At 64.2% G+C, this 17,507-nt stretch carries 20 protein-coding genes; 9 read left to right on the top strand and 11 right to left on the bottom strand.

Features of this window, described 5'->3' with window-relative positions:
• Positions 1-26: 26 nt before the first annotated feature.
• Both CLU85_RS05360 and CLU85_RS05355 read right to left on the bottom strand, forming a co-directional pair.
• Positions 27-503 carry a DUF2244 domain-containing protein gene (locus tag CLU85_RS05360; protein ID WP_100409386.1) on the bottom strand — a complete coding sequence of 159 codons (477 nt, stop codon included), beginning with the start codon at positions 501-503 and terminating at the stop codon, positions 27-29.
• 151 nt (positions 504-654) lie between these two features.
• Positions 655-1,557 carry a biotin synthase gene (locus CLU85_RS05355; RefSeq protein ID WP_100409385.1) on the bottom strand — a complete coding sequence of 301 codons (903 nt, stop codon included), beginning with the start codon at positions 1,555-1,557 and terminating at the stop codon, positions 655-657.
• Positions 1,558-1,591: 34 nt separating this feature from the next.
• Here CLU85_RS05355 and CLU85_RS05350 point away from each other — a divergent pair, with 34 nt between their 5' ends.
• Together CLU85_RS05350 and CLU85_RS05345 are read left to right on the top strand one after the other, a co-directional pair.
• Positions 1,592-2,314: a ComF family protein gene (locus CLU85_RS05350; protein WP_100409384.1), complete on the top strand. Its 723-nt coding sequence runs from the start codon at positions 1,592-1,594 to the stop codon at positions 2,312-2,314.
• A 96-nt stretch (positions 2,315-2,410) separates the two neighbouring features.
• Positions 2,411-2,938 carry a tRNA (cytidine(34)-2'-O)-methyltransferase gene (locus CLU85_RS05345; RefSeq protein ID WP_100409383.1) on the top strand — a complete coding sequence of 176 codons (528 nt, stop codon included), beginning with the start codon at positions 2,411-2,413 and terminating at the stop codon, positions 2,936-2,938.
• Here CLU85_RS05345 and CLU85_RS05340 read toward each other — a convergent pair.
• The 4 genes from CLU85_RS05340 to CLU85_RS05325 form a co-directional block, all read right to left on the bottom strand.
• The gene (locus CLU85_RS05340) at positions 2,931-3,872 is read right to left on the bottom strand and encodes a LysR family transcriptional regulator (protein ID WP_100409382.1); all 942 of its coding nucleotides are present in this window, start codon (positions 3,870-3,872) and stop codon (positions 2,931-2,933) included. The genes CLU85_RS05345 and CLU85_RS05340 overlap by 8 nt on opposite strands.
• 32 nt (positions 3,873-3,904) lie before the next feature.
• Positions 3,905-4,369: a MaoC family dehydratase gene (locus tag CLU85_RS05335; protein ID WP_100409381.1), complete on the bottom strand. Its 465-nt coding sequence runs from the start codon at positions 4,367-4,369 to the stop codon at positions 3,905-3,907.
• 99 nt (positions 4,370-4,468) lie between these two features.
• Complete coding sequence (locus tag CLU85_RS05330) at positions 4,469-5,086, bottom strand: ParA family protein (protein WP_100409380.1); 618 nt, start codon at positions 5,084-5,086, stop codon at positions 4,469-4,471.
• Between the two features lie 107 nt (positions 5,087-5,193).
• Complete coding sequence (locus CLU85_RS05325) at positions 5,194-5,832, bottom strand: LysE family transporter (protein WP_100409379.1); 639 nt, start codon at positions 5,830-5,832, stop codon at positions 5,194-5,196.
• Between the two features lie 248 nt (positions 5,833-6,080).
• Between CLU85_RS05325 and kefC the strand changes: the two genes are divergently transcribed.
• The 6 genes from kefC (at position 6,081) to CLU85_RS05295 (ending at position 12,225) form a co-directional block, all read left to right on the top strand.
• Positions 6,081-7,976, top strand: coding sequence for a glutathione-regulated potassium-efflux system protein KefC (kefC, locus tag CLU85_RS05320; protein WP_100409378.1), 1,896 nt, complete (start codon positions 6,081-6,083; stop codon positions 7,974-7,976).
• Between the two features lie 118 nt (positions 7,977-8,094).
• Positions 8,095-8,742, top strand: coding sequence for a trimeric intracellular cation channel family protein (locus CLU85_RS05315; RefSeq protein ID WP_100409377.1), 648 nt, complete (start codon positions 8,095-8,097; stop codon positions 8,740-8,742).
• Between the two features lie 120 nt (positions 8,743-8,862).
• Entirely contained in the window at positions 8,863-9,552 is a 690-nt protein-coding gene (locus CLU85_RS05310) for a transglutaminase family protein (protein WP_100409376.1), read from the top strand.
• A complete protein-coding gene (locus CLU85_RS05305; RefSeq protein WP_100409375.1) occupies positions 9,552-10,013 on the top strand; it encodes a PaaI family thioesterase in 462 nt (153 codons plus the stop codon). Before CLU85_RS05310 ends, CLU85_RS05305 begins: the two co-directional genes overlap by 1 nt.
• A 281-nt stretch (positions 10,014-10,294) precedes the next feature.
• The gene (locus CLU85_RS23265) at positions 10,295-10,939 is read left to right on the top strand and encodes a helix-turn-helix transcriptional regulator (protein ID WP_232727736.1); all 645 of its coding nucleotides are present in this window, start codon (positions 10,295-10,297) and stop codon (positions 10,937-10,939) included.
• Positions 10,936-12,225, top strand: a complete 1,290-nt coding sequence (locus tag CLU85_RS05295; RefSeq protein WP_100409374.1) for a type II toxin-antitoxin system HipA family toxin — start codon at positions 10,936-10,938, stop codon at positions 12,223-12,225. The genes CLU85_RS23265 and CLU85_RS05295 overlap by 4 nt, the downstream gene beginning before the upstream one ends.
• A gap of 21 nt (positions 12,226-12,246) precedes the next feature.
• Here the strand turns inward: CLU85_RS05295 and CLU85_RS05290 are convergent, their stop codons facing one another.
• Positions 12,247-13,140, bottom strand: a complete 894-nt coding sequence (locus CLU85_RS05290; RefSeq protein WP_100409373.1) for a LysR family transcriptional regulator — start codon at positions 13,138-13,140, stop codon at positions 12,247-12,249.
• Between the two features lie 132 nt (positions 13,141-13,272).
• Between CLU85_RS05290 and CLU85_RS05285 the strand changes: the two genes are divergently transcribed.
• Complete coding sequence (locus CLU85_RS05285) at positions 13,273-13,875, top strand: short chain dehydrogenase (RefSeq protein ID WP_100409372.1); 603 nt, start codon at positions 13,273-13,275, stop codon at positions 13,873-13,875.
• 99 nt (positions 13,876-13,974) lie between these two features.
• On the opposite strand, the gene CLU85_RS05280 is transcribed toward CLU85_RS05285, so the two are convergent.
• The 4 genes from CLU85_RS05280 to CLU85_RS05265 form a co-directional block, all read right to left on the bottom strand.
• Positions 13,975-14,967 (bottom strand): tripartite tricarboxylate transporter substrate binding protein, encoded by a 993-nt coding sequence (locus tag CLU85_RS05280; protein ID WP_100409371.1) that lies wholly within the window; start codon positions 14,965-14,967, stop codon positions 13,975-13,977.
• Positions 14,968-15,031: 64 nt separating this feature from the next.
• Positions 15,032-15,316 (bottom strand): muconolactone Delta-isomerase, encoded by a 285-nt coding sequence (catC, locus tag CLU85_RS05275; protein ID WP_100409370.1) that lies wholly within the window; start codon positions 15,314-15,316, stop codon positions 15,032-15,034.
• A 61-nt stretch (positions 15,317-15,377) separates the two neighbouring features.
• Complete coding sequence (locus CLU85_RS05270) at positions 15,378-16,712, bottom strand: short-chain fatty acid transporter (RefSeq protein ID WP_100409369.1); 1,335 nt, start codon at positions 16,710-16,712, stop codon at positions 15,378-15,380.
• A 62-nt stretch (positions 16,713-16,774) separates the two neighbouring features.
• The gene (locus tag CLU85_RS05265) at positions 16,775-17,500 is read right to left on the bottom strand and encodes an SDR family oxidoreductase (protein ID WP_100409368.1); all 726 of its coding nucleotides are present in this window, start codon (positions 17,498-17,500) and stop codon (positions 16,775-16,777) included.
• Positions 17,501-17,507: the final 7 nt, after the last annotated feature.

Genomic DNA, 17,507 nt, shown 5'->3' with positions numbered 1-17,507 from the left:
AATCCCTTTCGCGCACCTGCGTGGGGTCAGGCAGCGCGCAAGGCCATGCGGATCTCCGATGCCAAGGCCGATCGAAGATCGGGGCGCACATAGCGCCCCACCTCGACGGATCGACCTTGCGCAGACAGCATGATGAGTGAGCGGTCTCCGGTCTTGGGTTCTACACGAACCCGACTCCGGTCAAACTCCGCGCGCTCCAGCCGGCCTGCGGTCTCCAGCTCCACCACAAGGCGTGAGCCCTGCAATGAAATTCTCTCGCCATCCGCCGCATGGCGACCGTACATGGCGAATGCAACTCCTACAGCCAAAATTTCAAGCCATGCAAATGGCATCACCAGGTGGGCACCTAGCATCCAAAAGCACGATGCGATGCCCAGAGACACCACACACAATGACAGATACATCCACCCCAACTGCGCCGGCGTGACCGAACAATTGCGGACAAGACGCCAGTCAATGCGCTGACCCGACACCGTGGCAAAACGAAAAACCAAGCCCGTCACCGGTATTGCTCACAAGACTGCTGGCGCGCCGTGCGCGGTGCCTGCAGCACCACAGGAGCGGCCCGCAAATTTGCGCGGGAAGATGCCCGAAATCTCAATAACCCTGAATTGTAGCGTGCCTTGTTCCAAGTCATTGACACGGAGTTACAGGTTAGTTTTCTTTGCCGCCCTTGCGCAACATCAAGCGCATGTCCTGCAGCGAAACAGCGCTGCTGGAACTCACGCGCACGCGGGGCGCGGGCTTGAACGCATGGCCATAAATGATTTCAAAAGTCAGCGCCAAATGGCCCCCTTGATGCGGATCTGCCAGCCGATCGGCCAGCGCTTGGTAGAGCTTCTCGCGCCAGCGCCGTCCGCGCAATGAGGGAAAGCGATCAGGGTGAAGATTGCAGCCGAGTTCGCGCAGCTCCTGCACCAGCCGTTCGGGGGTGGCAAAGGTAAGCGTAACGCGCTCCATATCCATGACCGGCTCGGCAAATCCGGCATGGACCAGCATGTCACCCCAATCGTGCATGTCGGTGAAGGCGTGGCCGGCCGGGGGCCAACCCAGAGCCGCATAGACCCCGTGCAGTTCGCGCAGCGTGTCTGGCCCCAGGCACGAAAACATCAGGTAGCCATCCACCGCCAATGCCCGGTGCCATTGACCAATGAGCGCCTGCGGGTCTGCCGCCGTATGCAGCGCCATGTTTGCCCACAACATCTGCACACTGGCATCGGCTGGCATGCCCCACTGAGGGCTGGAGGCACTCCAGCGGGAAGGGTTCCACCAAGGCTTGGCCAGCGCCTCTCGCGTCACACGTTCGCAATGCACAGCCGTTTCGTGCACCTGGCTACGCGCCTTGGGGTAGCGAGCGCTCACCAGCAAGTGCGCCTGCAGCCCGCCACGCAGCGCATCCCAGTGGCACCAGGACTCGGGAGCCTGTCGAATCCACTGCAGGCGGTCCTCCATGCGGCGAGCGACCTCCTCATGAAGCCATGGTGACAGGGCGGGGGCCGCTGCATGCCAACGGGCTGCCGCAACAGGATCAATGGTGGGGGGACGCTCAGAGGACATGGCATTTCACAAGGACGCGCGAGTATATTGACTCATGCGTTTCAACGGATTGCCAGGGCTTTCGCAGAACCTTCGGGGCTGGGTGGGTCGCGTGCCCAGCCAATGCGCCGTGTGCCATGCATGGCCGTCGCAACGGATCTGCAATGCCTGCGTGGCACGGTTTGCGCAACCAGCGAGCCGCTGCCAGCGGTGCGCATTGCGTGTGCCCGCTGGGGTTTCTGTGTGCGGGGCTTGCCTGCTCCATCCACCGGTTTTCGACGCATGTCTGGCGGCCGTGGACTACGCCTACCCGTGGGCCGACGCGCTCGCAGACTTCAAGTTCAGGGCAGATCCTGGGTGGGCAGGAACGCTGTCCACGCTGCTGCGCAGCACTCCCTGGGTGGAGCCCGCGATTGAAGCGGCCAACCGGGTACTGCCTGTGCCGCTGTCGCAAGAGCGCTTGCGCGAACGGGGATTCAACCAGTCTGCGTTGCTGGCCCGGCACCTTGCTGGCACCAAGGCCGATGCGCATAGCCTGCTGCGGCTGCATGCCACCGAGGCACAAAGCAGCCTGCCGCGCGACCAGCGGCTGCGCAACCTGCGGGGTGCTTTCGCGGTCGAACCCTCCCACGCCCCAGCCCTGCGCGGCCAGCGCCTGGTGCTGCTCGACGACGTGATGACCACGGGCGCGACCGCGCACGCAGCCGTGCTGGCGCTGCGCGACGCAGGGGCGGCGCATGTCACGGTGGTGGTTCTGGCGCGCACGGCCCCAGCCTGAGCCCCTGCCAGCCAGCGACCCGATCAACCTACCAACGGGATACTTTTGTTTACGAGTGGTTGCTCAACACACAGGTCAGGCGATGACAATAGCGCCATGTTTCACATCGTCCTGGTCGAACCCGAAATCCCGCCCAACACAGGCAATGTCATTCGCCTGGCGGCCAATACGGGGTGCACGCTGCACTTGATCGAACCCCTCGGGTTCTCGATGGAAGACCGCCAGATGCGGCGTGCGGGGCTCGACTATCACGAATATGCCCAGGTCCAGGTCCATGCGGGCTGGACCGCTTTTCTGCGCGATGCCCAGCCCGAACATGCACGCATGTTCGCGATGACCACACATAGCTCACAACCCGTGCACTCCACCTGCTTTCTGCCTGGAGACTGGCTGGTATTTGGCGCCGAAACCCGGGGGCTTCCCGCTGAGTTGCGCGAGAGCTTCCCCCCCGCCCAACGCCTGCGCCTGCCCATGGTGGTCGGCCAGCGTAGCCTCAACCTGTCAAATGCGGTGGCGGTGACCGTGTTCGAAGCGTGGCGCCAGAACAGTTTTGCCATGCCCGACGGTCAGATCACCACTGAACCCGAAGGCACGATCATCAGCGGGTTTGCGCAGCTCAGCTGAGCTGGCCGCGTTTTTCGGCCATCGCACGGGGCACGTGTTCGGTCAGGAAATCCAGAAACACCCGGGTCCGGGCAGGCAACATCCGGCCCGACGGCAGCGCCGCATAGATGGTGTAGCGCGAAAAAATCCATCCCGGCAGAATGTGCACCAGTTCACCACGGGCCAGATGCTCCTCGGCCAGCAGGCGTGAGGTAACAGCCACCCCCGCACCATCCACGGCGGCACGCATCAGCAGCTCGGTGCTCACCGACTGCAGCACCGCCGGTGCATCCACCTCCTCGTCAGGCACCTCGGGCCGCAGTGACTGCAGGCGCAGCTTGCGGCCTGGCCCCGACTGCAATCGCACAGGCGCGCTGGAATCACGCAGGTAATCGTGGTGCACCAGATCCTGCGGCTCGCGCGGAATGCCACGGCGCTCCAGATAGTCGGGCGATGCCACCACAATCGCCTCGCCCTGCACCAAAGAACGCGCGACGATGTTGGCGTCGAAATCCTCGCCCGCCACCATGATGGTCACATCGAACTCGTCGACGCGGCTGGCCGCGTAGGCATCCAAGCTGATGTCCAGCATCAGCTTGGGGTAGTGGGCATGCCACAACGCCATCATGGGCGCCAGGAAGTTGGTGGCCAGCACGGGCGCCGCCACCACGCGGATGGTTCCACGCAGGTCGCGTGTGCTGGCCGCAGCCGCCGCCTCGGCGTCGTCGATTTCATGCAGGATGGCGCGCACCCGCTGCAAGTACGACTCTCCCGCGTCGGTGAGCGCCAGCTTGCGGGTGGTGCGCTGCAGCAGGCGCGTGCCCAGGTGCTGCTCCAGCTCGGCCACCATGCGGGTGACCACAGGGGGAGACATGTCCATGGCGCGGGCAGCGGCGGCAAAGCCGCCCTCTTCCACCACGCGCTCGAAAATTTTCATGGCTTGCAGGCGGTCCATGGTTCAGACCTCCTGCCCGATTGCGACCAGGCTCAGGCCGGAGCGCCGAAATTGCGCGCCAGCGATTCGGCCACGCACACGGGCTTGTCGCTGCCCTCGCGCTCCACGGTCACCAGCCAGGTCATCTGCATGCCATCGGGCGCCACCGGCTCGGCGGCCTGCAGCGTGAGGCGTGCACGCAAACGGCTGCCCACCGGCACTGGCGCGGTAAAGCGCACTTTGTTGAGGCCATAGTTCACCCCCATGCGTGCGCCTTCGATGCTCAGGCCTGCCTCGAAGAACCGCGGGATCAGCGACAGCGTGAGAAACCCGTGCGCAATGGGTGCGCCAAACGGCCCGGCCTTGGCGCGCTCGGGGTCCACATGGATCCATTGGTGGTCGCCCGTGGCCTGGGCAAACAGGTTGACCTGCTCCTGCGTGATGGTGATCCAGTCGGTCACGGCGACCTCCTGGCCCACGCAGGCGCTGACTTCGGAATAAGAGCGGAAGATTTTCATCGTTCCAATGTAGCCCCGCACCCAAGCGCGCCTTGTCTGACGGGTGACAGGTGTTTTCCCTTGGGTCTTGTGTCAGGTCCTGCTGCTTCACGCTGTCCTTCAAGAATTGAGCCACGTACAGATTCCTTGCCATTGCTCCAGGTCGCGCGCCACCCGACCCGGCGCCACATCGAACAGTGTGAGGCCATGCGCAGCCAGGTGCACATAGTTTTGCGTATCGCGCAGATAGCCCAGCACGGGAAAGCCCAGGTTGTCCACAAAGTGGTGCAACTGCTCGGCCGCCTTGGTGCGCGCATCCACACGCATCCCTACGATGCCGATCTGCACGCCTTCTGCGCGGCGGTGCTCGGCCAGCTGGTCCAGAAAGCTGCGCGTGGCAAAAATGTCGAACACGCTGGGCTGCAGCGGCACGATGATTTTGTCGGCCAGCTTGAGCACGTCGTTCAGGCGCCAGCCATGCAGACCGGCCGGGGTGTCGAGCACCGCATGCGTGGTGCCCTTGGGAGGGCGGCTGATCACGTCCGAGCTGGTGTCCCAGCCGCCGATGGCACGCGCAGCCGGTGGGCGCAGGCCCAGCCAGAGCTTGGCCGACTCCTGCCGGTCGGTGTCGCCGAGGATCACAGGATGCCCTTGGCTTGCAAAGTAGCCCGCGATGTTGGTAGACAACGTGGACTTGCCCACGCCGCCCTTCGGATTGGCGACTACGACGACTGGCATGACAACCTCCTTGGGATCTGCGAACCTATAAAAACCGAGCCAAATCAGGCCTCAGCGCTTGATGAATAATCGCAACCAGCTATCAAAACAGAAGCATGATCATCACATCAAGCGTGCTGGCCGCCGCGCTTGACAAAAAACAGCCCGGCGCCCACCGCCATCAACAGGCCGCCAAACACGCGGTTCTGCGTGCGCACGGCCCGGGCACTGCGCATCAGGCGGCGCAGTGCGCTGGCGCCAAAAGCGTAGCCGTGCATCACCACCACGTCCACCGTCAGCGTGGTGGCAGCCATCACGAGCAACTGGCTCCACAGCGGGCGCATGTCGGTCATGAACTGGGGCAACACAGCCACCATGAAGATGATGCCCTTGGGGTTGGTGGCATTGGTCAAAAACCCCGTCAAGCAGCGCTTTTGCCAGGTGCCAGCCGCTGCGGCCTCGTCGCCCTGCACCATGGGCGCATCCCCCGCACGCCACTGGTTGAAGCCCACGTAGATCAAATAGCAGGCGCCCAGCACCTTCACCACGCTGAACGCCACCTCAGACGCCAGCAGCAGCGAGCCCACGCCCGCACCGGCGATCAGCAAGATCAGCAGCAGGCCCAGTTGCAGGCCGAAGATCGTGGCACCCGTCTTGCGTACGCCAAACGACAAGCCGTGGCTCATCGACAGCACGGCCCCCGAGCCCGGCGACACTGCAATCAGGCACGATGCCGCAAAAAAAGCCAGCCAAGTCTGCAAGTCCATGGGTCACCGTGCCTGTGTGCGAAGAAGGGCGAACATCTTAACAACGCCCCCCGCTCCGTCGTGATGATCTGAACAAAATTGGCCGCTAGCGCCCCAGCAACAAGCGCTGAAAGCTATCAAAACAGAAGCGTTTCAATAACGTGCCACGCGCACCCGTCTACATCGCGGTGGCAATGCCAGAATCCTGACACGCCCGCCTCCGTGCGACCCCCTCCCCCCAACGTCATCGCCCGCTCACTCACTTCTCTATGGAACACGCCCCCACCTGGCTCACCTACGGCTTCCTCTACCTCACGGCGGCGGTGCTCGCGGTGCCCATTGCCAAGGCCCTGGGCCTGGGCGCCATCATTGGCTACCTCGCGGCGGGCATTGCCATCGGGCCGTGGGGCCTGGGCCTGGTCAGCAACGTGCAGGACATCCTGCACTTCGCCGAATTCGGTGTGGTGCTCATGCTGTTTCTGGTGGGACTGGAGCTGCAACCGAGCCGCCTGTGGGCGCTGCGCCGGCCCATCTTCGGCACTGGCAGCGCACAGGTGCTGGGGTGCGCAGCCGTGCTGTTTGCGCTGGGCGCGCTGGCGGGCCTGCCTTGGCGCGTGAGCCTGGTGGGCGCACTGGGCCTGGCGCTGTCGTCCACCGCCATTGCGCTGCAGTCGCTGACCGAGCGCAACCTGCTGCGCACGCAAAGTGGGCAAGCCGGGTTCTCCATCCTGTTGTTCCAGGACGTTGCCGCCATCCCCATCCTGGCCATGTTGCCGGTACTGGGCGCCGCCGCTGGCGAAGGCGTGGGCCACACGCCCGGCGATGTGGCGCTGGAGGCGCTCAAGATCGTGGCCGTGATTGCCGCCATCATCCTGGGCGGGCGCCTGCTGCTGCGTCCCGTGCTGCGCTGGATCGCCAAGAGCAACACGCCCGAGATCTTCACCGCCGCCGCGCTGCTGCTGGTGGTGGGCATTGCCTACCTGATGGTGATGGTGGGCCTGTCGATGGCGCTGGGCGCGTTTCTTGCCGGCGTGCTGCTGGCTGACAGCGAATACCGGCGCGAGCTGGAGGCCGACATCGAGCCCTTCAAGGGCCTGCTGCTCGGCCTGTTCTTCATCGCCGTGGGCATGAGCATCGACTTCGGCGTCATCCTGCGCTCGCCCGGCCTCATGGCCGCTATCCTGATCGGCTTCCTCGCGGCCAAGGCCGTCGTCATCTACACCCTGGCCAAGCTGGTCAACATCCCTTACCAGGAGCGCCCCGTGTTCACGCTGCTGCTGGCGCAAGGGGGTGAATTTGCGTTTGTGGTGTTCCAGGCCGCTGCGGGCGCCAATGTGTTCCCGGCCGAAACCGCTTCGCTGCTGATTGGCGCCGTGGCGCTCTCGATGCTGATCAGCCCGCTGCTGCTGGTGCTGCTGGACCGCGTGCTGCTGCGCCGCTATGCCAAGGTCAAGGCCCCCGCCGCCGAAGAAATCTCCGAGCCGCAAGAGGCGCCCATCATCATCGCGGGCTTCGGCCGCTACGGGCAGATCGTCTCGCGCGTGCTGCTGGCCGAGGGCATCCACACCACCGTGCTCGACCACAGCGTGGACATGCTGGAAGTGGCCCGCACCTTTGGCTACCGCGTGTTTTATGGCGACGCCACGCGCCTTGATCTGCTGCGCATTGCGGGGGCCGAACACGCCCGCATCCTGGTCATCGCCGTGGACGACGCCGAGCAGTCTCTGAAAATCGCCAAACTGGCCCGCGAGCACTTTCCCAACCTGCAGATCGTGGCCCGCGCACGCGACATCACCCACTGGAACAAACTGCGCGACCTGGGCGTAACGCTGGTGCAGCGCGAGCTTTTCGAGTCCAGCCTCAAAAGCGCCCACACCGTGCTGGAGTTGATGGGCCTGTCACCCGCTGAAGCCACCACCTTCACCGACCGCTTTCGCAAACACAACATCGCGCTGGCTGACCGCATGTACCCGCACCACAAAGACCAGGCCAAATACATCGCCGTGGCGCGCGAAGGACGCAGCCAGTTGGCCGAGCAGATGGCCAAGGAACGGCAAGAAAGCGCCGCATTGGGGGCTACGGGCGGGCAGTACCCGGGGTATGGCGTGCCAGAGGACGGCATCAGGGGTGACGGGGCAGCCAGTGCCCGGCATTCAGATAAATAATGCGCTGAGGCGCCCGTTGAACATGCGCTACCAGCTATGTTTTTGGAAGCAATAGCAAAGCAGGCGCGGTGACACGACCCGCCGCCCGCGACGGCGGCACCACGGCACAATTGCGCCCATGGACCCGTTGTTTCTCGACGCCCCCTGGGTGCATACCCTGCGCTTTCTTCTGGAGGTGGCGGCCACCATTGCGTTCGCGTTGTCGGGCGTGATCGCCGCTGCGCGCAAACGGCTCGACGCCGTGGGCGTGTGCGTGCTGGCCTTTGTCGCGGCCTTTGGCGGCGGCACGCTGCGTGACCTGCTGCTGGACCAGCGGCCATTCTTCTGGGTGCGGCACACCGGTTTCGTCTGGGGCATCCTGGCTCTGTGCGTGGGCGCGATGCTGTTCATGCGCCAGCGTCACTTCGAGCCCACCGAACGCGCCATGCTCCTGCCCGACGCCATCGGCCTGGGCCTCTTCGCGGCCGTGGGCGTCGACATCGCCTCCGCCGTCGGCATGGAGCCGATCATCGCCGTGGTGATGGGCGTGATCACCGGCGCGTTTGGCGGGGTGCTGCGCGACGTACTGTGCAACGAAGTACCCCAGGCCTTCAGCGATCATCGCCCGTACGCGTTGTGCGCCTTTGCCGGCGGCTGGGCCGACGTGGCCCTGCGCCACCTGCAAGCCCCCGACTGGGCGCCACTGGTGGCTTGCGTGCTGCTGACCGCCGGGCTGCGCGGGCTGGCGCTTTGGCGCAATTGGGAACTGCCCGCATGGCGGGTGTGACCGAGACAAAGCCCGTGGGCAGTCATCGGCGCGCGCGATCCGGCACACTGGCTCTGGCACCACCGTGACAGCTACGCACCAGGGTGGCCTGCACACTGGGCCGCAAGGAGCCTTCGAACCATGACCCCGAACCACCCCACACCCGCCGCGCTGCGCGCCACCGCCCTCATCGACAGCGATGCCCCTGCCGTCCAGGCCTTTGCCGCCGAACACGCACGCGGCGCCACTGACCGTGAACGCGCCGTGGCCCTGTACTTGGCCGTGCGCGACGGCTTTCGCTACGACCCGTACCGCATTGACCTCTCACCGGAGGGCATGGCAGCCAGCAGCGTGCTGGCCAACGGCTATGGCTGGTGCGTACCCAAGGCAGCGCTGCTCACCGCCGCCTGCCGCGCGGCAGGCATCCCGGCACGCATAGGGTTTGCCGACGTGCGCAACCATCTCAGCACGGAGCGCATGCGCGAGACCATGAAGACCGATCTTTTCATCTGGCACGGCTACAGCGACATCTGGCTCGATGGCCAGTGGCGCAAGGCCACACCGGCCTTCAACATCGAACTGTGCGAGCGCTTCGGGCTGCTGCCGCTGGAGTTCGATGGGGAGAACGATTCCATCTACCACCCCTTTGACAAGACCGGCCAGCGCCACATGGAATACGTGCACCAGCGCGGCGCATTCGATGACATGCCCCTGGCGCAGATCGTGGCCGACTTCCGCTCGGTGTACGGCGGCTGGCTGCAGGGCGACGCCACCCGCAGCAGCCTGCAGGACGCCAGTTTTGCCAACGACATCGCCAAGGAAGCCCGCTGATGAACACCCCCGAGAACGCAGCCACCGTCAACGACACCCCCGCAGGCTTTGTGGCACTGGAAGCCGGCGGACCTTACATCCAGCACAACGGCCCGTTGTATGTACTGCACCAGGGCAAGGTGGTGAAATTCGGCTTTCGCGTGGAGCGGCGGCACACCAACCCCATGGGCAACCTGCACGGCGGCATGATGGCCACCTTTTGCGACATGCTGGTGCCCCTGTCGGTGCACCGAAAAAGCGACCAGGTGGCCGACCGCTTTTTGCCCACCATCAGCCTGCAGATCGACTACCTGGCCCCTGCCCCGCTAGGCGCCTGGGTCGAAGGCGAGGCCGATCCACTGCGCATCACGCGCTCGCTGGTGTTTGCGCAGGGCCTGGTCACGGCCGGCGGGGTGCCGTGTGCGCGGGTCAGTGGAGTGTTCAAGATCGGGCCTGCGGTGCCCAGCAACGCTGTGGAGTGAGCCCCGCAGGCCCCGCATTGCGGCGCACGGCAACATGCCCTGGCTTTAAGCCCTGGCTTGCATTAGCAATCGAGACCACGCCACTCAATTTAATTCATACATTTGTATTTTTCTTTACATTTCATACATCTATGATAAATTTTCACCCAACAATGCCTTTCTGACTTTCCATATTTAATTCATAGATGTTCAAAAATAGTCTGTTGGACTAACATCTATAAATGCCATCCCAAAACACCAAGCCCGCTGACTACCCCCAGGCAGTTCTTCAGCAGATCGCGTTGCTCGCGCAGAACATCGTGATAGCGCGCAAGCGCCGCAAGGAAACGCAGGCCCAGTGGGCCCAAAGGCTGGGCGTGTCGCAGCCCACCATGGCGCGCATTGAGCGCGGCGACCCGTCGGTGTCCATGGCTTCGTATGTGATGTGCATGTGGCTCATCAACCAAGCCCAGGGGCTGGCCGACCTGATTGCGCCGCAGAACGACCTGACTTCGCTGGAGCAGGAGGTGGCCAGAGCCCGGCCCCGGCCCCGGCCCAACGCTCGGGCCACGGCGCAGAAGCTAGCGAAAGCCTCCCATACAACTTCAACAAAAACGGCGACCGAAACGCAAGCCGTCGCCCTACCGCCCGCATCAAAAGTCAATGCGCCAATTCATCCAAGGGCCTCACACCTTGTAAGAGAAGAGCGTTCATTCCCGGGAATCGATCAGGCGAATGCAGCAATGAGAGCCGCGCTGATGGCGGCTGGACTGGGCCACGAGGAACAGATCAAGAAAGCCATGCAGATGGCCACCGGATTGGGCAGTGAAGAAGAGATGGCAAGGACCCTAGGGATCGCAGGACTCGGCGCGCCGGAACGCCTGCCCAACAGCACCGCCGCTGGTCTGGCCGCACTGATCGCGGGCCAGAAGAAAGCGCGGCCATGAACCCACCCGACAACGCGCAGCAGGTCACACCGCGCTCCTACGTGCCTCAGGACACTCTGTACGTCTGGGCGTTGGTCAATCCCGCACAACCTGTGGTGACGGGGGCTGTGGGCTTATCGCAGCTGGTGCCCAACTGCGCCACCTTCAGCTACGCCGCAGACTGGTGGGAGTTTGCGCTGAGCGAGGACCTGCCCCTGCTGGCGGGGCACATGTTCAGCGCAAACCAAAAAGACAGCGCACCCGGCGCCATTGATGATGCACGGCCAGACCGTTGGGGAGAGCGCATCATCCGCCACATTGACCGCCCCGCACGCCTATCAATTCTGGAGATGCTGCTGTTCGCCGGTGACGACCGCTTTGGCGCGTTGGGCATCTCCACATCATCCAATCAGTACATCCCCCGCCGCATCGGGCCGTATCCCCAACCGCGCGATCTGGAGGCCATGGTGCGGGCGGTGGAAGAGGTGCAGTCACAAGCCCCCGTCACGCCAGAGATCCAGCGGCTGGTGCAGCCCGGCGTGACGCTGGGTGGAGCGCGGCCCAAGGCGCTGCTGCAAACCGACGGCGGGCCCTGCGTGATCAAGTTCAGCGAGCTGGACGACACCGTGGACACGCCCCTCATCGAGCACGCCACCATGACGCTGGCGGCCCAGGCAGGCATCCACGTTGCCACCACGGGCGTGCTGCCTATTCCATCGCGGCTGGGCCGGAGGCCGCAGCGCCATGCGCTCACGATCCAGCGGTTTGACCGTGTGCGAGTGGACTCGCTGAACCTGCGCGTGCACTGCATCTCTGCCAAGACGGCGCTGGCAGCAGCGGGCCTTGCCGAAAGCTACGGGGCACTGGCCACCGTGCTGCTGCGCCAGGCGCACCCAGACCGGCAAAAGGCCCTGCGCGAAGAGCTGTTTCGGCGCATGGTTTTCAACATCCTCATGGACAACACCGATGACCACGAGCGCAACCACTGCCTGCGCCTGGGTTTTGACGGCTACTACGACCTGGCCCCAGCATTCGACGTGGTGCCCACGCTGCGGAACATGGGCTACCAGGCCATGGTGGTGGGTCGGCACGGCGCGCAGTCCACGCTGGACAATGCACTGACCGAACTAAGTGAATTCGGCATCACACGGGCCCGGGCCATCGCGCTGATTCAGGAAGTCGCGCAGACGGTAGTGCAGTGGCCCCGGCATTTTCTGCAACACGGCGTCTGCGCGGCTGACATGGAACAGCTCGCGGCGAGCATCGACCGCGATGCGCTCAAGGACCAGCGCAAAGCATTCTGCTGAGCCTGCAGCCGTACGGCTCAGTCAGCGGCCATCCACGCCCAGCGCACCCATCACGCACTCCACAAACCGCACCAGCTTGGGCAGTTGCCGCCGGTCAGGCGCATAGACGAGCTGCACGGGCCGTGGCGCGGGCAGGCAGGGTTGCATCACGGGCACCAGCGCACCACTGGCCAGGTCATCGGCCAATAGCACTTCGGGCTGCATGATCAGACCCAGGCCACGCAACGCCGCCTGGCGCAGGCCGTCGCCCTGGTTGCAAACGAAGCGCGCGTGCCCGGGCCAGAAGAACTCCTCGCTGCCGTCGCGCAATGTCCATTCCACACGGCGTTGCCACACCGAGTGGCTCAGGCACTGGTGTCGGGCCAGGTCGGCCGCGCGCTCTGGCGTGCCGTGGCGCTGCAGGTACGCGGGTGCTGCGGCAATCACCATGCGGTAGGGGCGCAGCGGGCGCGCCACCAGGCCCTCGTTCACCACCTGGCCGATGCGCACCGCCACATCAAAACCTTCGCCCGCCAGGTCCACCACGCTGTCGGTGAGCTGCAGGTCCACGCGCACCTGCTCGTGGCGCTGTAGAAAGTCAGCCACCAGCGGTGCAATGACGTGGTTGCCCAGCGTGAACGGCGCGCTCACCCGCAGCAAGCCCTGCGGCACGGCGCGGCTGCGCTCCACGGCTGACTCGGCCCAGCGCACTTGCTCCAGCACGCGTTTGCTGTCGTCGTAGAAGGCGGCGCCCACCTCGGTCAGGCTGTTCTGGCGCGTGCTGCGCTGGAACAGGCGCGCGCCCAGGTGCGCCTCCAACTGCTGGATGTGCTTGCCCACCATCACGGCCGATACCTGCAACTGGCGCGCGGCGGCAGCAAAGCTGCCCGCCTCGACCACGGCCACCATGACCTCCATGTTGCGCAGCTTGTCCATGGCAACTCCCCATATTCCTAATCAAAAGTTAGCACAAGCATAACTTCCACGTACTTTATACATTAATTGATTAGCAAAAGAATCGGGTTGTCAGTTCTTCTTCAACCCTTTTTCACACGCAAGGAAAACACCATGTCCAAGATTCTTCTCATCGGCGCCAGCGGCACCATCGGCCAGGCCGTGCTGGCCAACCTGGGCGCACGCCATGAGGTCATCACCGTGGGCCGCAACAGTGGCGCGCACCGTGCGGACCTCTCACAGCCCCCATCACTGGTCGCGCTATTTGCGGCGGTGGGCCGGGTGGATGCCATCGTCAGCACAGCCGGCAACCTGCATTTCGGGCCACTGACCGAGATGACGGCCGAGCAGTTCAACCTGGGCCTGCAAGACAAGCTGCTGGGCCAGGTGCAACTGGCGCTGTTGGGCCACAAATACCTGAACGATGGTGGCTCCATCACGCTCATCAGCGGCATCCTGGGCACCGAGCCCATCCGCAACGGCGCCAGTGCCACGGCAGTGAATGCCGCCATCGAAGGCTTTGTGGCGGCCGCCGCCATTGAGTTGCCACGCGGGCTGCGCATCAACGCGGTCAGCCCCACCATCCTCACGGAGTCGGCCGGAGTCTATGGACCGTTCTTCCCGGGGTTCGAGACCGTTCCTGCCGAACGCGCCGCCCTGGCCTACCAGCGCAGCGTGGAAGGCGCGCAAACGGGGCGGGTGTACCGGGTGCAGTAAGCCCGGACGCATGGATGCAAAGTAAAAATAGCTGCTACCGCTTGATATATATGCGGTAGCAGCTATCTATTTAGTAGCTACTGAGAGCCTGTGCGGGGCTTAGTCCAGGCTAGCACCCGACTCTTTCACGACCTTGCCCCACTTGATGGACTCGGCCTGGATAAAGGCGGCAAACTGCGCAGGCGTTTCGCTCATGGCTTCGGCGCCCTGGTCGTTGATCTTCTTCTTCACATCGGCCTGGCCCAGCACCTTGACCAGCGCGGTGTTCAGCCGGGCCAGCACTGGCGCGGGCGTGCCTGCGGGGGCGAACATGCCGAACCACGACGTGGCCTCGTAACCCGGCACGCCTGCTTCTGCGATGGTGGGCACGTTGGGCAGCTCTGGCGAGCGCTTGGCGGTGGTCACCGCAATGGGCACCAGCTTGCCGCTACGCACATGCTGAATGGCCGAGGGCATGTTGTCGAACATGATGCCGATCTGGTTGCCCAGCAGGTCGGTCACGGCCGGGGCGCTGCCCTTGTAGGGCACATGCACCATGTCCACCTTGGCCATCGACTTGAACAGCTCACCCGACAGGTGGATGGAGCTGCCGCTGCCCGACGAACCAAAGTTGAGCTTGCCGGGGTTGGCCTTGGCGTAGGCGATCAGCTCGGGCACGGTCTTGAACGGCTGGGCGGGGTTGGCCACCAGCAGGTTGGGCACGTTGGCCACGCGGGTCAAAGGTGCAAAGTCCTTGACCGGGTCAAACGGCATCTTCTTGTACAGGCTGGCGTTGATGGCGTGCGTGCCCACTGTGCCCATGAACAGCGTGTAGCCGTCGGCCGGGGCCTTGGCGGCCAGCGAACCGCCGATGTTGCCTCCAGCGCCTGCACGGTTGTCCACGATGACCGATTGGCCCAGTTCAGTGGTCAACGCCTGGCCGATGATGCGCGCGAGGATGTCGGTGGTGCCACCGGCTGCGAACGGAACGATGATGGTGACCGGCTTGCTGGGGTAGGCCTGTGCGAAGGCCGTGGTGGGCACGGTGCCCACGGCTGCAATCGCCAGTGCGGCAAGCAAGGTGCGGCGGGTGCTGTTATGGAAGGTGGTCATGTTGTTTCCTCGAACTCTTGTGGGTGGACAAAAAGGGAAGGGGCGCATTGCCTCTTCGTGGGTCTTATTCCTGCGTGATCGACGACGGGTGGTTGGCCAGCGGCGTCACCTTGATCTGCATGTACGGGAACAGCGGCAGGCCGCTGAGGACGGTATGCAGTTCGTCGTTGCTGGCCACATCGAAGATGCTCACGTTGGCGTATTCGCCGACGACGCGCCACAGGTGGCGCCACTTGCCGTCCTGCTGCAACCGCTGCGAATACGCTTTTTCCTTGCGCTTGATCTCATCGGCCACTTCGGGCGCCAGCGTGGATGGGATCTGCACGATCATTTCAACCATGAACAGCATGGGGTTCTCCTGAAAGACAAAAGGATGGAAAAGAAAAGGGAGTGAGCAGGTGGCAAGCCGTTCAGAGGTGCGGCCAGATCAGCATAGTGGCCGCGTAGATGGCACCCACCAGCAGCATGGACACCACCGTGTAGCCCATGATGTCCTTGAGCTTGAGCTTGGACAGCGCCAGGGCCGGCAGGATCCAGAACGGCTGTACCAGATCGTTCCAACCGTTGCCCAGCATCACCGACATGGCGGTTTGCGCCTGCGAAGCGCCCAGCGTGGTGGCCGCGTTGATCATGAATGGGCCCTGCAGCACCCAGTGCCCGCCACCGGACGGGGCGAAAAAGTTGATGACAAACGAACTCACCAGGCCCCACAACGGCAGGGTGTCTGCAGTGGAAAAGCTCACGAACACATGCGCGATGGATTCCACCAGGCCCGAGCCATGCATGATGGCCATGATGCCGGCGTAGAACGGGAACTGCAGAATGATCCCGCCGATGGTCTTCACGCCTTCATTGACCTTCTCCACGTACGCCATGGGCGTGCCCAGCAGCAGCACCCCCAGGAACAGGATGAAGAAGTTGATCATGTTCAGGTCGAGGTTGCCGCCCTTGATGAAGTGCCTGGCCACGTACGCCATGCCGCACAGGCCGATCAGCAGGCTCAACACGCGGCTATTGTTCAGGCGCCAGGCCAGGGTCTTCTCATCGCCCAGCAGGCTTTCGGCACTGGCGGGCTTGGCATCGGCGACCGTTGCAGGATCCAGCTCGACCACCGGCTCGCCCTTCTTGGGATGCATGGCCGCGTTGAGCAGCGGCAGCGCAATCAGCACTGCCAGACTGGTCAGCAGGATGGGGGCAGAGAAGATGGTCTGTGTCAGCGGAATGATGCCCATCGTGCTTTCAAAGGCGTGGCCCTTGGTGGAGATCAGCACCGGAATGGTCGCCGAAAAGCCCAGGCTGTACATGGTGAAGCCCGTGTACGCCGCCGCGATGATCAGTGGGTAGTGCACGCCCTTCACCTTGAGCGCCAGCTTGCGCGCCATGATGCCGCCGATCACCAGACCAAAGCCCCAGTTGAGGTAGCTGCCCACGCAGCCCACGATGGTGGCGACGATGATGGCCTGCCGCGGCGTGTGCACATGCGTCGCAATGCGATTGAGAAAGCGGTCCACGATGGGCGCGGCTGCCAGCACATAGCCCATCACCAGGATCACGGCCATCTGCGTCGTGAAAGCCAGCAGGCTCCAGAAGCCCTTCCCCCAGTCCTGCACCACGTCGTTGATCGGGCGGCTTTCCACACCGAACGCGAGCGCCATGGTCAGCAGCGTGAGCATGATGGCGAAGACGAACGGATCGGGCAGGTAGCGCCGCATCAGCTCGGTGAAGAAGGCAGTGATTTTCGACATCTGGTGAGTCTTTGGTTGGGATATTGAATGTTGTTGCGGGCGCTACGAGAAATGCGCTGGGCTCAGACCCCGGCCACGCCGACTGTCATGCCGCCGCAGACGTAGAGCACCTGGCCAGTAACGAAGCCGCTGCGGGCATCGAGCAGATACGACACGGCGTGCGCCACGTCGTCGGGCGTGCCCACGCGCTTGACGGGCACCGCATCGATGATGGCCTGCGTGCGCGGCGCATCGGGCGGGTTGGCGCGGTCGAACAGCTCCGTGCGAATCGGGCCAGGGCCAATGGCATTGGCCGTGACGCCATGGCGCCCCAACTCCAGCGCCCACACGCGCGTCATGCCGATCAGACCGGCCTTGGTGGCGGAGTACGCGGTGCGCATCTCCTTGCCCAAAGCGGCACGCGACGACATGTTCACGATGCGCCCGAAGCCCGCGGCCTGCATGCCCGGCAACAGCGCCTGCATGCACTGCAGCGAACACCGCAGATTCAAGGCCACGGCCAGGTCGAATTGCTCCAGCGTCTGCTCGGCGGCCTCCGCGGGCACCACGATGCCCACGTTGTTCACCAGGCGCGTGATGGGGCCACCCGCCAGCGCCTGCTGCAGTGCGCGCGCGGTATCGGCCGTGTTGGACAGGACGGCCTGGATGCCACCGGGCACGTGATCCACCACGCGGTCAATGATGACGGGCTCGTAGCCGTCGGCACGGCAGCGCTCAGCGGTCGCGGCACCGATGCCGGCGCCACCGCCAGTGATGAGGACACGCTCACGCGAAGAAAGGGCAGTCATGGAAGGT

Source organism: Acidovorax sp. 69 (assembly GCF_002797445.1).
GTDB lineage: Bacteria > Pseudomonadota > Gammaproteobacteria > Burkholderiales > Burkholderiaceae_C > Acidovorax.
Note: the sequence above shows the minus strand (reverse complement) of the source record. Positions and strands in the feature narration are given on the sequence as shown.

What these genes read in the sequence shown, in the direction of transcription:
- CLU85_RS05340 (WP_100409382.1), bottom strand. Translation starts at nt 3,872, where the DNA reads ATGGACCGCCTGCAAGCCATGAAAATTTTCGAGCGCGTGGTGGAAGAG.
- CLU85_RS05285 (WP_100409372.1), top strand. Translation starts at nt 13,273, where the DNA reads ATGTCCAAGATTCTTCTCATCGGCGCCAGCGGCACCATCGGCCAGGCC.
- CLU85_RS05280 (WP_100409371.1), bottom strand. Translation starts at nt 14,967, where the DNA reads ATGACCACCTTCCATAACAGCACCCGCCGCACCTTGCTTGCCGCACTG.
- kefC (WP_100409378.1), top strand. Translation starts at nt 6,081, where the DNA reads ATGGAACACGCCCCCACCTGGCTCACCTACGGCTTCCTCTACCTCACG.
- CLU85_RS05270 (WP_100409369.1), bottom strand. Translation starts at nt 16,712, where the DNA reads ATGTCGAAAATCACTGCCTTCTTCACCGAGCTGATGCGGCGCTACCTG.
- CLU85_RS05325 (WP_100409379.1), bottom strand. Translation starts at nt 5,832, where the DNA reads ATGGACTTGCAGACTTGGCTGGCTTTTTTTGCGGCATCGTGCCTGATT.
- CLU85_RS05330 (WP_100409380.1), bottom strand. Translation starts at nt 5,086, where the DNA reads ATGCCAGTCGTCGTAGTCGCCAATCCGAAGGGCGGCGTGGGCAAGTCC.
- CLU85_RS05345 (WP_100409383.1), top strand. Translation starts at nt 2,411, where the DNA reads ATGTTTCACATCGTCCTGGTCGAACCCGAAATCCCGCCCAACACAGGC.
- CLU85_RS05310 (WP_100409376.1), top strand. Translation starts at nt 8,863, where the DNA reads ATGACCCCGAACCACCCCACACCCGCCGCGCTGCGCGCCACCGCCCTC.
- CLU85_RS05350 (WP_100409384.1), top strand. Translation starts at nt 1,592, where the DNA reads ATGCGTTTCAACGGATTGCCAGGGCTTTCGCAGAACCTTCGGGGCTGG.
- CLU85_RS05335 (WP_100409381.1), bottom strand. Translation starts at nt 4,369, where the DNA reads ATGAAAATCTTCCGCTCTTATTCCGAAGTCAGCGCCTGCGTGGGCCAG.
- catC (WP_100409370.1), bottom strand. Translation starts at nt 15,316, where the DNA reads ATGCTGTTCATGGTTGAAATGATCGTGCAGATCCCATCCACGCTGGCG.
- CLU85_RS05290 (WP_100409373.1), bottom strand. Translation starts at nt 13,140, where the DNA reads ATGGACAAGCTGCGCAACATGGAGGTCATGGTGGCCGTGGTCGAGGCG.
- CLU85_RS05315 (WP_100409377.1), top strand. Translation starts at nt 8,095, where the DNA reads ATGGACCCGTTGTTTCTCGACGCCCCCTGGGTGCATACCCTGCGCTTT.
- CLU85_RS05355 (WP_100409385.1), bottom strand. Translation starts at nt 1,557, where the DNA reads ATGTCCTCTGAGCGTCCCCCCACCATTGATCCTGTTGCGGCAGCCCGT.
- CLU85_RS05295 (WP_100409374.1), top strand. Translation starts at nt 10,936, where the DNA reads ATGAACCCACCCGACAACGCGCAGCAGGTCACACCGCGCTCCTACGTG.
- CLU85_RS05265 (WP_100409368.1), bottom strand. Translation starts at nt 17,500, where the DNA reads ATGACTGCCCTTTCTTCGCGTGAGCGTGTCCTCATCACTGGCGGTGGC.
- CLU85_RS05305 (WP_100409375.1), top strand. Translation starts at nt 9,552, where the DNA reads ATGAACACCCCCGAGAACGCAGCCACCGTCAACGACACCCCCGCAGGC.